Genomic DNA, 13,875 nt, shown 5'->3' on the forward strand with positions numbered 1-13,875 from the left:
TGCTGGCTTTTCCTTCTCCCCCTTGTGGGAGAAGGTGGCGCGAAGCGCCGGATGAGGGGTTCCATCCGCGAATTCAGTTGAGAGTGAGTCTGCGGAGACAACCCCTCAGCCGTCTCGCCGCTACGCGGCGAGCCACCCTCTCCCACAAGAAGGCACAAGAAGGGGAGAGGGAAGAGCGCCTCACTCCTTCAGATCATTCACCTGCTTCACCCACGCGCGCACGTCGGTGAGCACGGCGGGCAGCACGGCCTTGACCTCTGCCACGGTCATGCCGGCCTTGATGCGGGGATCGTACAGCAGGTTGAGGAGGTACTGGTCGTAGACGTCGAAATAGCCCATCGAGACGTTGTCGTTGAACATGGTCCAGGGCACGCTCGCCGTGTCGTTGATGGGCCCGAGCGATTGCAGGAGCTCCTCATAGGCGCAGTCGAGGAAGACGAAATCGCCGTTGTCGACGGTGAGGATGACGTCGGAATGCTCGATCTCGAAATTGTCGTTCTTGCGGAATCCGGACAGGCATTGCGGATCGAGCGAGGAGCGGATCTCGCGCGCCTTCTCCACGCCGTAGAAGCTCGAGATGGTGCGGAACAGATCACGGTCGCGCACCAGCTTCACCCGTACATTCGCCGCTTCATTGGTGTCGATCATCGCGATGTCGAGATGCTGCACGCGCTTGCCGATATCGGCCACGACTTTTGCGAGCTGAGCCTTGCGGTCGGCGCGGTCGCTCTCGGCGTAGACGCGCACCGGACCGTCGAACTTGCGGATGCGGTCGACGCGGCCGGCCAGGTGGTATTCGGCGCCGAACGCGGTCTTGAAAAAACCCTCGACGATCTCGTTGTCGGTGAAGCTCTTCTTCTCGGCGCGCTGGCGTGAAGCGATCGCGGGCAGTTCGCCCGCGGCCATGGTAGCGGTGTCAAGCACGCAGGTGAACGTTGCGAGCGCCAGCAGGGCGACGCGAAGGCCGGGCGAGGGCGGGTCCAATGCGCTCATCGTTGTGCAACGCTGCCGTATTCGCGACGCGCACACAAGACCGCAAATACACGCGCCCGCAATCGCGGCCGCCAGAGTGGTGGGCACACGGCGGATCCGCGTTCGCGCGATCCGCCGGCTTTGCCCACCCTGCGGACTGGCTGCCGGTTAGTTATTCAGCACCACCACGGTGGTGCCGACCGAGACGCGGCTATAGAGGTCGGTGACGTCGTCATTGGTCATGCGGAAGCAGCCCGAGGACACGGCCTGGCCGATCGTCTCCGGCTCGTTGGAGCCGTGGATGCGATAGAGCGTCGAGCCGAGATACATGGCGCGGGCGCCGAGCGGATTCTCGATGCCCCCCTTCATGTGGCGCGGCAAGTCGGGCCGGCGGGCCAGCATTTGCGACGGCGGCGTCCAGTCCGGCCATTCCTTCTTGGCGGTGATCTTGTGTACCCCGCCCCAGCGGAAGCCATCGCGGCCGACGCCGATGCCGTAGCGCAGCGCCTGGCCGTTCTGGAGCACCAGATACAGCCGGCGTTCGGCGGTGTTCACCACGATCGTGCCGGGCGCATAGTTGCCGTTATAGATGACGGTGGAACGGGGGATCGGGCTCGCGCCGCCGCGGAAGAAGTTCGGGCCGCCGCCCATGATGTCCCGGGAGTCGAACTCCTCGGCGAGCACGCCGCCGGTCGCGGCGGTCAAGAGTACGATGGCGGCGATCGGCGCGGCAAAAAACCGGATCATGTTTCCCCCGAAAAAAATCTCTTCAACAAAGGCCAGAGGCCATATTCGCGAGGGTTTCGCAAGCCACGGCCCCGTGAGGGGCGCCATGCTTAACGAATGGCGTTACCAAATCGGCAACCGCGCCAATTTGCCGGAAAGCGTTAGCCAAACCAGCTCATCCTCGCGCGGGGCAGGGGCGCGATGGCCGCTATTGCTTTGACGAGGCCTGCGAACAATGATTGGTCGGATGGATCACTCGAAATCGCCGGTTACGGGAGCAGAAAGAATGAACGGTGCGGAAAGCCTGGTGCGGACGATGGTCAAGGGTGGGGTCGACGTCTGCTTCACCAACCCCGGCACCTCCGAGATGCATTTTGTCGCGGCGCTCGACCGCGTGCCCGGCATGCGCTGCGTGCTCGGCCTGTTCGAAGGCGTGGTGACCGGTGCCGCCGACGGCTATTTCCGCATGAAGGGCACGCCGGCCTCGACCCTGTTGCATCTCGGCCCCGGCCTCGCCAACGGCCTTGCCAATCTGCACAATGCCAAGAAGGCGAATTCCGGCATCGTCAATATCGTCGGCCAGCACGCCGTCTACCACATCGGCTACAACGCGCCGCTGACCTCGGACATCGAGGGCCTGGCCCGGCCGATGTCATCCTGGGTCCGCACCTCGCCGGATGCCAAATCGGTCGCCGCCGACGGCGCCGCGGCCATTGCCGCCGCCAAAAGCGCGCCGCCGCAGATCGCGACCCTGATCCTGCCCGCGGACACTGCCTGGAACGAGGCCGACGGCATCGCCGAGGTTCCGGCCGAGCGGCAGCGCGCGAGCTACTCGCCGCAGGCGGTCGACCTAGCCGCAAGAATCCTGCATGGCGACGGCGAAGGCACCCTGCTCCTGATGACCGGCAGCGCCTTGAGCGAGCAGGGTCTGGCGCTGGCCGAGCGCATCGCCGGCAAGACCGGTTGCACCGTGATGGGCCCGACCTTCCGTCCGAAGATGGCGCGCGGCCGCGGCCGTTTCTCGATCGACCGGATCCATTATGTCATCGACCAGGCGCTGCCGATGCTGGCCAGGTTCCGTCACATCGTGCTGGTCGAGTCCGATGATCCCGTGGCGTTCTTCGCCTATCCGAACAAGCCGAGCATGCTCAAGCCCCAGGGCTGCGAAGTGCACCGCATGACCTCCTGGGGCGAGAACTCGGTCGCGGCGCTGGAAGCGCTTGCCGGCGCTGTCAAGGCCAGCGCCAAGGACGTCAAGCCGCAGGCTTTGCAGGAGCTGGTCAAGCCGACCGGCGCGCTCACCTTCGCCTCGATCGCGCAGGCCATTGCCTGTGCGATCCCCGAGAATGCGATCATGGTCGACGAATCCCTGACCACCGGCCGCGGCTTCTTCCCGCCGACGGCGGCGGCCGCCCCGCACGACTGGCTCCAGAACATGGGCGGGTCGATCGGCTTCTCGACACCGCTGTCGATCGGCGCGGCGATCGCCTGCCCGGACCGCAAGGTGATCACGATGGTCGGCGACGGCAGCGCGATGTACACGATCCAGTCGCTGTGGACGCAGGCGCGCGAGAACCTCGACATCGTCACCATCGTGTTCGCCAACCGCATCTACCAGATCCTCCGCGGCGAGTTCGACAATGTCGGCGCCGGCGAGCCCGGCCAGCGCGCCAACGACATGCTGCGCCTGGATCGTCCGACGCTGGATTTCGTGGCGCTGGCCAAAGGTATGGGCGTGCCCGGCCGAGCCGTCACCAATGCCGACGAGTTCAACAAGGCGTTGGCTGAGGCCGTCGCCGAGCCCGGCCCGCGGCTGATCGAAGTCCAGATGTAGGGCGCCAACAGACAGAGCGCCGTGAGCCCGGAGGCACGATGCAGACCGAGCTGAACAAGGTGATCGCGGCGCTCAGGGACGTCTACGCCCACGAGGGTTTCCTGTTCGAGAAGGACGTCGGCGAGCGTGCAGTGACGCACCGCTTCGCCGTGCATCTGGAAAAGCAGTTTCCGGGCTGGTCGGTCGACTGCAACTACGACCGGCTCGGCGAGCGCACGCTGCACCTGCCGCACGGTACCATCATCTCGACCGACGATCATCTCGGCAAGTCGATCTATCCCGATGTCGTCGTGCATCAGCGCGAGATCCCGAACAACCTGCTCGCCGTTGAGATCCGCAAGGCGAGCAATCACACGCCGCTCGATCACGATCAGCACAAGCTGCGGGCGCTGACCGATGTGCATGTCTGGTTTCCCTACTGGATGGGTGTTCTCCTGGTGCTGGACAGGCACCATGTGACCATGTCGGAGGTCTATGTGAGTGGCATTGTCGATCAGCCGCTGTCACTCTGGTTCGCAGCGCGGGTTGCGGAGAGTGGTCTTGGGGCTGCGCATTAAAGCATGATCCGGAAAAGTGCGAAGCGGTTTTCCGGAAAGATCATGCGTAAACAACAAGCTAAAGCGCGATGACGATTCATCCAAATCTCATCGCGCTTTAGACGCTGAGTTTTGGTTGAATCGATACGCGCTCGGGGCACGGTTTCACCTCTCCCCGTCGGGGAGAGGTGAACCAGGGACGGCTCGCCGAATCTCGTTTCAATGAGTTTCAGCCGAAAGGACGCCCGCGCGATGCGAGCGGCCTTTCATTGTGCAAGCGCGCTCAGTGCAACGGATCGCCCTGGCCGAGCGCGTAGGCGACGAGGTCCTTCAACGCGAAGCCGGGGCCCGTCACCGGCGTCCATTGCGGGTCGAGTGACAGCACGGAGGAGTTGTCGCCGAACAGCATGCCGAGGAAGACCTCGGCCACGATGCGACCGCCGACGGGGCCGAGCTGCGGTGTGTTGATTCCGGCCGCCGGCGCGCCGGTGGCGGGAATGGCCACGGTGGTTTGGAACTGCCGCGCCTCGGCCAGGATGTAGGTCCAGAGCGGGCAATTGCCGGCAAACACGCCGTTCGCAATGCTTGCGATCTTGGTTTGCGGATCGTCGGGGCCGGGCTCGTCGACGGCCTTGCCGATGACGATCTGGTCGTCGGCCAGCGGCGTCACGTTCATCGCCCTGGCGACGGCTTGCCCCGAGGGCAGGCCGAGCCGCCAGCCGCGCTCGAGATTGCGCAGCGCCAGCGACGCCGGATTGGATGCGACCTCCGGCGGCAGCTTGCGCAGCGGGTCCACCAGCGATGCGTCGATGCGATAGGCGAACTGCAGCCGCCGCTTGTTCTCGGGATTGGTGTCGTCGTCCTCGACGCCGTAAGCGCGCGTGTCGAGATCGATGAAGCGGCCCCAGTCGATGGCGCGCCCCGGGCCCATGGCGCGGAACCCCGTCAGCGCGTTTTGGTCGGGGTTGTTCGGATCGGGGAAGATCTGCAGCAGCATGTTGTCCGCATCGTTCAGCCGGTAGCCGGGTCGGATCATGGAGTGCCCGAGCCTGTAGGCCGCGACCGAGAACTCGACCGGCATGAACGGATAGGTCTTCCAGTGGTAGTGGGCGAGCTTGCTGCGGTCGTAGCGGCCCGCGGTCTTCAATTCGTCCAGCACGCTGGCGTGAACGATGCGCGGCAGGAAGTCGTTCAGCACGACGTATTGATAATGGAAGCGGACGCGCTGCTGCACGTCCTCGAACGACAGGCTGTCATTCTCGTCGACCATGCGGTTGTGAAAGCGCAGCATCAGGGCCTGGAACTGCGAGACGATGCTGTTCTCGTCGTTGCGGGGATCGCCGATCAGCGCGCGGCCCTTGAAGCGCGGCAGGTCGTTGGCATCAGGCACGCCCGCGCCGCTCAGCGTCTCGCCGAGGCGGAACTTGTTGCCGTCATACATGTAGGGCTGGTCGTTCGGCCCGCGGCCGTAGACGTTGTCCAGATCGAAGGACGGCGTGCGGAAGTCGACGAGCCCGTCGGGATCCTGCTGCCTCGTCAGCGAGCTGACCGGATCGAAGGTGATGTCGTGATCGACGAACTGGCCGAAATAGGTGTAGAGCGCGGGGATGCCGCTCTCCTCCGCGTCCGGTCCATCCTTGGGCGCGTCGAACTTGCCGACCATCTTGTCGGCGAGCGCCGAAAGGTTCGCGACATTGTCGGCGTCGTTCACGCCGAACGTCGCCGGGGTGAGCTTGCGGAACATGCGGCCGAAGCGGCCTTGCGAAAGCGGCGAACGGGTTGCGTTCAATCCGCGCGGAACAATTGCGTGGCGGCTGCTCATGAAAACACCTCCTCTGAAAAGTCACGACGGAACGAATAAAGCTAAAGTTGTTAGCAATAGAATATACAGGCAAAGCTAGATCAGGATTCCGGCGTGCGACAAGCCGTCGCTTCACACTGTGCGCGATGTCGATGCTGTTCCGAAGCGGAGGGGTGCGAGCAAGCTGCGGCGGCGCTTTGCAAATTCTTCCCGGACCGATGACGGATAACATTCTCGTCATCGCCGCGCGCAAGCAGCTTCATGCGGTGACGACTCGCCGGGCTTTCGGTCGATCGTCTTCACCGGAAGATTGTGGCGGCGCGCGCGACAGCGCGCACGCCGCAATCACGTCAGTAATAGCGCTGCGGCGCGAACGCGTAGCGCGGATTGATGCCGCAATAGGCCGACGTGCCGGAGGCGGAGGCCTGGCACTGCTGATAGGTCGCGAACTGGCAGTTGCCGGGATAGCCCCACATGCGGCCCTGCAGGCAATATCGATCGTTTGCAGGATGCGCCTGGGCCGCCGGCGATGCGACGGCGATCAGCGCTGCGAGCGATGCCAGGGTGAGGATGGTGCGACGCATTTCAGACTCCTTCGAGAACGGGGGATAACACCAGCTCATTCTACGTGTTCCGGGATTTGTCCGACACTTCGTCGTGCTCGTCTTGGTGTCCGCAGCGGCCGCCGCGTTCAACACGCATGCATGATGATGCGAACCGCGGCGAGCAATGTGATCTCGGCCACAGTTCGCCACCGGGTTGTCGGCCTATCGTGCAGACTTGTCGTGAACGGATTTGCCGTCTGCGGACTTGCACGCGCCATGCCCGGAGGCCTACGCTTTTGCTCATTCGGGTCAGGTCATTTGGAGGTTCTGATGCAAAGGTCATATTTGCTCGGTGCGACCGCAGCGCTGGCGCTTCTTGCACAATCGTCGCTCGTGCTGGCGCAGACCACTCCGGCCGCCGGCGGGACCACCGCGCCTGCGACGACAAGCCCCGCGCCAGCCGCGTCGACCACGCCGGGCGCGACCACCGATACCAGCCAGCCGACCGACGCCAAGAAGAGCGCATCGAAGAAGCGGGCGAAGAAGAGGATGACCCGGCAGCAGGAGATCGATCATTCGATCGACACCGCCTGCGCGCTACCGCAGTTCAGTGCCCAAGCAGTATCAGCGATACATTCCGTTCGATAAGCAGTAGCGGGATCGACGGTGGTGCGACGGTCTTGGCCGGGCGGCTTCCGGCCCCACATCCGCGGTGGCGGTCTGCGAGAGCAGTGCTAAAGTAGGGCGAAGCCGGGGGGAATGATGAGTGACGAGGTGAAGGATGCTGGCCTTATGGCCATGATCAGCAGCATCCTGGGAGGCAACAAGCGCGCGGACAGTGTTGCACCGCCGCCGCCCGCCGAGGTTCCGCCGATCGTGCCGGCGGATGCAGTGGGGCCGACATCCAGCTCCGATCCGGCAGCGGCCAAAGCCGAGAACGCACCCGATGCCGTGCCGGCTGCCACGAAACCGGTCGAGCCGCCTGTGCAGATCGCGACCACGCGGGACGGCAAGCGCCTGCTGCCGGCGGAGGCGATCGCCGATCTCGTGCTCGGCGAGCTGCGCAAGCTGGAAGATTTCCCGAGTTCTGGCGTCTCGGTCACGGTCTACGGCTATCGGAATTGGAACGCCATGCTCACCTTCGCGCCGTTCTCGACCAGTTTCCAGAACGCAACCCGGTTCCGCCAGGCGATTCCGGACCTCGTCTTCAAGCTCCGCCGTTTCGTCGAACTTGAGATATAGTCTTGGGCAGCGGCGGCACACGGCGTCGCCATCCAACCAGCTCGACAGGATATTCAATTGAGCGTCGCCTTCACCAAGGAAGAAAGCGCCGAAACCGCGTCCGAGACGCTGTTGCCGGATCGCCCGATCTCACCGCATCCGAACCTCGTCACGGAGGCAGGCTTCAAGGCGTTGCAGACGCAGCTTGCCGAAGCGCGCCAGGCCTATGAAGCCGCGCAAGCCATCGAGGACGTCAACGAGAAGCGCCGGCAGTCGGCGGTGCCGCTGCGCGACGTCCGCTATCTCACCGAACGCTTACGCACCGCTCAGGTCATGCCCGATCCGACCTCGACCGAAATCGTCGCCTTCGGCAGCACCGTGACCTTCAGCCGCCCCGATGGCCGCGTGCAGACCTACCGTATCGTCGGTGAGGACGAGGCTGATCCCAAGGCCGGCTCGATCTCGTTCGTCTCGCCGGTTGCGAGGTCGCTGATGGCAAAGGCGGTCGGAGACGTCGTGGGCTCAGGCGCGCAGGAGATCGAGATCCTGTCGATCGGGTAGGGACGCGCAGGGCCAGGCGACGATCGCGCGGCAAAAGGCGCTATCGACGGGAGCAATCTCATTGGAGCCCGCCTCAAGCGGGCGTCTCGAAGGATGGCCGCACGGAAAAGCTCTCATTTGCGATAGTCCTGCGGAAGAGGGAGCGCACCTCCGTCATTGCAGCATTTCGTGTTCATCACATCCTGCGTTACACCTCCGGCAGCTCGACGCCCGTCAGCTCGCTCAATTGGCCGATGAGCTGGTCCTGAAATTTCCGATCCGCCGCCTCGCTGGCCGGCTGCTGCTGCGCGAGATGATGCCAGTAGCGTCCGCTGACCAAGGCAGCGGAATCCTCGCTCACCGCGAGCCAGGTCTGGGTTCGTTGTCCGGTGTCGATATCGACCGGAGCGCCCGCGCCGCCCATCTTCGTGCGGACCCATCCGGGATCGACGGCGTTGCTCAGGACCTCGGGCCAGCGTCGTGCCAGCGCGAAGGCCAGCGCGACGACGTGCAGCTTGCTCTCGGCGTAGGCCTTGGCCGCATTCCAAGTCCGCTTCCTCCAGTCGAGATCGCCGAGCGAACCCTCTCCGTCCCGGTGCAGTCCGCTGCTGAGATAGACCAATCGGCCCGGCCGCTCGATCAAGGCCGTCAGCATGTACGGCGCAAGCGTGTTGATGGCGAAGGTCTCGGCATGGCCTTCCGGCGTCGCGCCACGGCTTGGCCGCGTGTAGACGCCGGCATTGTGGATGACCGCATCCATGCGCCCGATCGCGTTGACCTGATCCGCGATGCTCCTCGTCTCTGCCGCACTTCTGAGATCGCCGACCGCCACCCCCGCGGCACGCGACGTGAGTTGGCCGAGCGCTACGGCACGATCCGCCGAACGCGCGTGCAGCACCACGCGGTGTTCTTGATCGAGGAGTGATTGCGCCGCCGCCCGGCCGAGGCCGTCGGTGCTGCCCGTGATGAATATGGTCGCCATGCGCTGCTCCTCCTGACCTCTTATGCGCAGTGTATCGCGCCCGCGCGTCATTTCCGATACTGCTCGTCGTTCACGGCCACCGCGGCAGCGAGCAGGCCGACGATCACGCCGCGCTCCGCTCCGGCACAAAACAAGTCGGCCCGCAGCGGCAATTTGCGGAACTCGCCGCTTCGCCACATTGCGGAGGCGAACTGACGCGCAATCGAGTGAAAATCAACTCACGATAGGTCTGGTCGGAAGCACCTGATGGTGGAATAATTCCGGATGCTTTCTTGATTGGATTTTGACGTCGGCTGCGAACCGGCTGGCGACGTGGATTTTCACCATGGCCGCGCTTCCTCAGGACGTTGTGGCGGATTTGCAGCAGGAGAACGCGCGGCTCCTCGCCGAATTGCGCGCCGCACAAGATCGCGAGGCCGCCACCGCGGACATTCTCAAGATCATTGCCGGCTCGCCATCCGAGGTGAAACCGGTATTCGATGCAATCGCGAGGCGCGCCAATGCCTTGCTCGGCGGCTTTTCGACGACCGTATTCCGCTTCATCGACGGCTCCGCCCACTTGGCGGCGTTCACGCCGACGAATTCCGCCGCCGATGAAGCATTGAAGAAGATGTTTCCGCGGCCGATTGCCGATTTCGAGAGTTTTGCAAGGACGCAGACCGGTAAGGTGGTGCCGACCCCCGATACCGAAGCGCTGACAAACGACATCAAGTTCATCGCCCGCGCCCGCGGCTTTCGCAGCATGTTGTTCGTTCCGCTCGCGACCGGCGGCGAGGTGATCGGCATGATCAGCGTAACGCGAGCCGAGCCGGGTACCTTCGCTCCGCATCATGTGCAACTTCTGCAGACCTTCGCCGACCAGGCCGTCATCGCCATAGAGAACGTCCGGCTGTTCGATGAGGTCCAAGCGAAGACGCGCGATCTCGCCGAATCGCTCCAGCAGCAAACCGCGACTGCCGATGTGCTGAAGGTGATCAGCCGCTCGACCTTCGATCTGCAAGCCGTACTCAACACGCTGGTCGATTCGGCGGCAAGGCTGTGCGAAGCGGAGATGGCATTCATCATGCGCCGCGAAGGCGATGAATATCAGGCCGGAGCAGCGGTAGGGTTTTCCGAGGAATACATCGCGTTTCTGCAGGCTCACCCGGTTGCCCCCGGCAGGAGCACGGTCACAGGTCGGACCGTACTCGAGCGTCGTCCCGTGCAAATCCTCGACGTCGCTGCAGATCCCGAATACCGCCTGCACGAGTCCATCACCATGGCTGGCCAGCGCACGGCACTCGGCGTTCCCCTCCTGCGCGAGAATGAGCCGATCGGCGCGATCGTGATCGCCCGCAAGCGCGTGCAGCCCTTCACGGAAAAGCAGATCGAGTTGGTCGCCACGTTTGCCGATCAGGCCGTGATCGCCATCGAGAATGTACGGCTCTTCGAACAATTGCAAAGCAGGACGCGGGATCTATCCGAGGCGCTGACGTACCAGACCGGCAGCGCCAATATCCTGAGGGTTATCGCTTCCTCGCCGACTGAAGTCGGTCCGGCGCTCAAAGCGATCGTGGAAAGCGCATGCGGGCTTTGCGAGGCATACGATGCGCTCGTCGTTCTGAGGGACGGCGACGATATCCTCGTCCAGGCGCACCATGGTCGAGTTCCCGTCGTGTGGAGTCGACGATCGATCAGTGCGCAATCGCCCAGCGGCCGGGCCATTATCGACCGCCGCACCGTTCACGTGCATGATCTGCTTGGGCCCGAAGGGGAGGAATTCCCGACAGGACGCGAATATGCGCTTCGCTCCAACGTTCGGACCGTTTTGAGTGTGCCGCTGTTGCGCGAAGGCGAGGCCATGGGAGCGATCGTGCTACGTCGCACGGAGGTTCGTCCATTCGGCGAGAAGCAGATCAACCTGCTCCAGACTTTTGCAGATCAGGCTGTTATCGCCATCGGCAATGCGCGCCTGTTCGAGCAGTTGAACGAATCGCTGGAGCGGCAGACCGCAACCTCGGAGGTGCTGGAAATCATAAGCGCTTCATCAGGCTCGTTGACTCCGGTCTTCCACAAGATGCTGGAGAATGCGACACGGATCTGCGGCGCCGGCTTCGGCACCATGAATCTCTACGAGGAAGGCGGCTTTCGTACGGTCGCATTGCACAACGCGCCGCCAGCTTATGTTGAGACCCGGCTGCACCAGAGCATTCGCCCGCATCCCGCGAGCGGGCTCTGCACCGTCGAGAAGACTCACCAGGCGGTTCATATCGACGATATCAGGACGCAGCCGCCCTATATCGAAGGCAACCCCGACGTTCGCGCGCTTGCCGACCTTGCTGGCGCAAGGACCCTCGTCATCGTGCCCATGCTCAAGGAAGACGAACTGATCGGCACCATCACGATCTTCCGCCAGGAAGTTAAGCCCTTCACGGACAAGCAGATCGAGCTCGTGTCCAATTTCGCGCACCAGGGTGTGATCGCGATCGAGAATGCACGCCTGCTGAATGAACTGCGCGAGCGCACTATGGAGTTGTCGCGATCGCTCGAGGAATTGCGAAACGCGCAGGATCGGTTGATCCAGACCGAGAAGCTTGCCTCGCTCGGGCAACTCACCGCCGGCATTGCACATGAGATCAAGAACCCGCTCAATTTCGTCAATAATTTCGCTGCGCTTTCCTCCGAGCTGATTGACGAACTCGGCGACGGGCTGCGCTCGGCCGCTCTCGGCGAGGCAGCAAGGCAGGACATCGACGCGCTGATACGCATGCTACAAGGCAATCTGGAGAGAATCGTGCAGCACGGAAAGCGCGCCGATTCCATCGTCAAGAATATGCTTCTGCACTCGCGCGAGGGTTCCGGCGAGCGCCGCTCGGCCGACATCAACGCCATCGTTGAGGAAAGTCTCAACCTTGCCTATCACGGCGCGCGCGCTGAAAAGGCGGGTTTCAACATCAAGCTTGAAAGGAATCTCGATCCCAGTGCGGGGACGATCGAGCTGTATCCGCAGGAAATCACGCGGGTGTTCCTCAACCTCATTTCAAATGGCTTCTACGCGGCTAGCAAGCAGAAGGACGCCGCCGGCGACGGCTTCGAGCCAAGGCTGCGCGCGACGACCACAAACCTCGGCGGCGCCGTCGAAATCCGCATTCGCGATAATGGCACGGGCATCCCGGCCGACGTGAGGGAGAAAATATTCAATCCATTCTTCACCACCAAGCCCGCAGGTGAAGGTACCGGGCTTGGCCTTTCAATCTGCCACGACGTCATTGTGAAGCAACACGGCGGCAGCATCGAGGTCGATACCGAGCCTGGCGATCATACGGAATTCATCATTACGCTGCCACGTACGCTGGCGGCACCATTGCAGACCGGAGGCAGCAGTTGAGCGGTCAAATAATGTCGTCGACGATGAATCCGATGTCGAGGCACCATTCCGCCGGCAGTTCCGACGTGATCTGCGCGCCGGTCGCTTTCTCGCGGAGCTTGTATCGTCGGCACGCGTGGCACGCCGTCCCAAGCGAAACTAGGCATCCTGCGTCAATGTTCACCGCAAACACCGGGGGTTCAAAATGAAGACGCTCTTGGTCCCGCTTCGAAACATTCCGATGATGACATCCACGCTCAATGTCGTCGTAGGTCTCGCGCAACGTTCCGGCGCCTATATCGAGGGCTTTCCGCTCCGGTTCGGCATCCCTCAATATGTAGCCGCGGAATTGGCCACCGGCATCCTTTTGGATTCGTATCAAGTCAAGACCGAAGCCGAATTGAACGACATGCGCAACTTTTTCGAAGCATTCATGTTGAAGCACGATATTCCTCGAGCCACTGCGGGATCGCGTGGACCATGCTTCGGCTGGCTGGAGACCGCGCCTGAGGGCGAGGACTTTGTCGGAACTTATGGGCGCGCTTTCGATCTGATCGTGATGGCACGGTCCGACGTCGATGCTGCGGGCCCTCACCGTCGCGCGATTGAATCCGCGCTGTTTGAGAGCGGCAGGCCCGTGCTCCTGACGCCATCCAATGCACCAAGAAGCATCGCGACGAACATCATGATCCACTGGAATGGTAGTACCGAGCAGGCTCGGGCAAACGCATTTGCCATGCCGCTGCTTCGTGCGGCCGAAAGGGTATCGGTGCTAACCGTCATTGGCGGCCAGGGGGTAGCAGGACCGTCTGCCGATCAGATCGTTCAGCAACTGCGGTACAACGACATTGCAGCCCAGGTGAGAAGGGTTGAACTGGAGAACCGCGAGACCGGAGAGGCGGTCCTCGATGCCGCGAGAGCTGAAGGCTGCGATCTCTTGATCAAGGGAGCCTTCACCCGCACCCGGCTGCGGCAAATGATCTTCGGCGGGGCGACCAGCTATATCATGGAGCATGCGGATCTGCCTGTCCTGATGGCTCATTAGAGCGGAATGGCACAATTCGAATCGAACGCGGGCATCGTCCTCGTCATCTCGATGTCGCGTCAACGTCACAGCCGTTGGTTAACGGAGCGTTCGTGCCAGTACCAAGCCAAAAGCCAGGAAGCAAAGCATGTCACACCATCACCACGGCGATCGCCACATCGGTCCGTTCAAGAAAATCAAGTTCGGAACCAACGGAGACGACATCATTGCGGGGTCGGACCTTGGCGACATCATCCTTGGCTTCCGTGGCAATGATACCATCAATGCCGGCCTCGGCAATGACACCGTCTTCGGCGGTCGCGGCGATGATTGGATCGACGGCGGCAA

The 13,875-nt window shown here is 62.9% G+C and carries 12 protein-coding genes and 3 pseudogenes; 9 read left to right on the plus strand and 6 right to left on the minus strand.

Annotated features, from left to right (window positions below; all coding sequences use genetic code 11):
* Window positions 1-180: 180 nt before the first annotated feature.
* On the minus strand, window positions 181-993 hold the full coding sequence (locus P6U27_RS06510; RefSeq protein WP_162500138.1) for a DUF2927 domain-containing protein: 813 nt from the start codon (window positions 991-993) through the stop codon (window positions 181-183).
* A 147-nt stretch (window positions 994-1,140) separates the two neighbouring features.
* Window positions 1,141-1,719, minus strand: coding sequence for a L,D-transpeptidase (locus P6U27_RS06515; RefSeq protein ID WP_162500139.1), 579 nt, complete (start codon window positions 1,717-1,719; stop codon window positions 1,141-1,143).
* Window positions 1,720-1,984: 265 nt separating this feature from the next.
* Here P6U27_RS06515 and P6U27_RS06520 point away from each other — a divergent pair, with 265 nt between their 5' ends.
* Window positions 1,985-3,532, plus strand: a complete 1,548-nt coding sequence (locus tag P6U27_RS06520) for an acetolactate synthase large subunit (protein WP_162500140.1) — start codon at window positions 1,985-1,987, stop codon at window positions 3,530-3,532.
* Window positions 3,533-3,570: 38 nt separating this feature from the next.
* A complete protein-coding gene (locus P6U27_RS06525) occupies window positions 3,571-4,089 on the plus strand; it encodes a hypothetical protein (protein WP_122401162.1) in 519 nt (172 codons plus the stop codon).
* 262 nt (window positions 4,090-4,351) lie between these two features.
* Here the strand turns inward: P6U27_RS06525 and P6U27_RS06530 are convergent, their stop codons facing one another.
* Complete coding sequence (locus P6U27_RS06530; protein WP_122401163.1) at window positions 4,352-5,890, minus strand: heme peroxidase family protein; 1,539 nt, start codon at window positions 5,888-5,890, stop codon at window positions 4,352-4,354.
* 329 nt (window positions 5,891-6,219) lie between these two features.
* A complete protein-coding gene (locus P6U27_RS06535; protein ID WP_122401164.1) occupies window positions 6,220-6,453 on the minus strand; it encodes a DUF3551 domain-containing protein in 234 nt (77 codons plus the stop codon).
* Window positions 6,454-6,744: 291 nt separating this feature from the next.
* On the opposite strand from P6U27_RS06535, the pseudogene P6U27_RS06540 reads away from it, so the two are divergent.
* The 3 genes and pseudogenes from P6U27_RS06540 to greA all read left to right on the plus strand — a co-directional run bounded on the left by P6U27_RS06540 (window position 6,745) and on the right by greA (window position 8,196).
* Window positions 6,745-7,069, plus strand: a pseudogene (locus tag P6U27_RS06540) (hypothetical protein).
* A gap of 107 nt (window positions 7,070-7,176) precedes the next feature.
* The gene (locus tag P6U27_RS06545; protein ID WP_122406406.1) at window positions 7,177-7,656 is read left to right on the plus strand and encodes a hypothetical protein; all 480 of its coding nucleotides are present in this window, start codon (window positions 7,177-7,179) and stop codon (window positions 7,654-7,656) included.
* 57 nt (window positions 7,657-7,713) lie between these two features.
* A complete protein-coding gene (gene greA, locus P6U27_RS06550; RefSeq protein ID WP_122401166.1) occupies window positions 7,714-8,196 on the plus strand; it encodes a transcription elongation factor GreA in 483 nt (160 codons plus the stop codon).
* A 187-nt stretch (window positions 8,197-8,383) separates the two neighbouring features.
* On the opposite strand, the gene P6U27_RS06555 is transcribed toward greA, so the two are convergent.
* Together P6U27_RS06555 and P6U27_RS06560 are read right to left on the minus strand one after the other, a co-directional pair.
* A complete protein-coding gene (locus P6U27_RS06555) occupies window positions 8,384-9,157 on the minus strand; it encodes an SDR family NAD(P)-dependent oxidoreductase (protein ID WP_407194417.1) in 774 nt (257 codons plus the stop codon).
* 47 nt (window positions 9,158-9,204) lie between these two features.
* Window positions 9,205-9,336 (minus strand): hypothetical protein, encoded by a 132-nt coding sequence (locus P6U27_RS06560; protein ID WP_407193746.1) that lies wholly within the window; start codon window positions 9,334-9,336, stop codon window positions 9,205-9,207.
* A 146-nt stretch (window positions 9,337-9,482) separates the two neighbouring features.
* Between P6U27_RS06560 and P6U27_RS06565 the strand changes: the two genes are divergently transcribed.
* The 4 genes and pseudogenes from P6U27_RS06565 to P6U27_RS06580 form a co-directional block, all read left to right on the plus strand.
* Window positions 9,483-12,524 (plus strand): GAF domain-containing protein, encoded by a 3,042-nt coding sequence (locus tag P6U27_RS06565; RefSeq protein WP_122401168.1) that lies wholly within the window; start codon window positions 9,483-9,485, stop codon window positions 12,522-12,524.
* 13 nt (window positions 12,525-12,537) lie between these two features.
* Window positions 12,538-12,645, plus strand: a pseudogene (locus P6U27_RS06570) (response regulator); the annotation flags it as partial.
* A 63-nt stretch (window positions 12,646-12,708) separates the two neighbouring features.
* Window positions 12,709-13,548: a universal stress protein gene (locus P6U27_RS06575; RefSeq protein ID WP_122401169.1), complete on the plus strand. Its 840-nt coding sequence runs from the start codon at window positions 12,709-12,711 to the stop codon at window positions 13,546-13,548.
* 127 nt (window positions 13,549-13,675) lie between these two features.
* Window positions 13,676-13,870 (plus strand): annotated as a pseudogene (locus P6U27_RS06580) (calcium-binding protein); the annotation flags it as partial.
* Between the last annotated feature and the right edge of the window lie 5 nt (window positions 13,871-13,875).

Source organism: Bradyrhizobium sp. STM 3566, assembly GCF_045571445.1.
GTDB lineage: Bacteria > Pseudomonadota > Alphaproteobacteria > Rhizobiales > Xanthobacteraceae > Bradyrhizobium > Bradyrhizobium vignae.

Bases quoted from the DNA above. Each gene is read 5' to 3' on its own strand.
- P6U27_RS06510 (WP_162500138.1), bottom strand. From the start codon at position 993: ATGAGCGCATTGGACCCGCCCTCGCCCGGCCTTCGCGTCGCCCTGCTG.
- P6U27_RS06515 (WP_162500139.1), bottom strand. From the start codon at position 1,719: ATGATCCGGTTTTTTGCCGCGCCGATCGCCGCCATCGTACTCTTGACC.
- P6U27_RS06520 (WP_162500140.1), top strand. From the start codon at position 1,985: ATGAACGGTGCGGAAAGCCTGGTGCGGACGATGGTCAAGGGTGGGGTC.
- P6U27_RS06525 (WP_122401162.1), top strand. From the start codon at position 3,571: ATGCAGACCGAGCTGAACAAGGTGATCGCGGCGCTCAGGGACGTCTAC.
- P6U27_RS06530 (WP_122401163.1), bottom strand. From the start codon at position 5,890: ATGAGCAGCCGCCACGCAATTGTTCCGCGCGGATTGAACGCAACCCGT.
- P6U27_RS06535 (WP_122401164.1), bottom strand. From the start codon at position 6,453: ATGCGTCGCACCATCCTCACCCTGGCATCGCTCGCAGCGCTGATCGCC.
- P6U27_RS06545 (WP_122406406.1), top strand. From the start codon at position 7,177: ATGAGTGACGAGGTGAAGGATGCTGGCCTTATGGCCATGATCAGCAGC.
- P6U27_RS06555 (WP_407194417.1), bottom strand. From the start codon at position 9,157: ATGGCGACCATATTCATCACGGGCAGCACCGACGGCCTCGGCCGGGCG.
- P6U27_RS06560 (WP_407193746.1), bottom strand. From the start codon at position 9,336: ATGTGGCGAAGCGGCGAGTTCCGCAAATTGCCGCTGCGGGCCGACTTG.
- P6U27_RS06565 (WP_122401168.1), top strand. From the start codon at position 9,483: ATGGCCGCGCTTCCTCAGGACGTTGTGGCGGATTTGCAGCAGGAGAAC.
- P6U27_RS06575 (WP_122401169.1), top strand. From the start codon at position 12,709: ATGAAGACGCTCTTGGTCCCGCTTCGAAACATTCCGATGATGACATCC.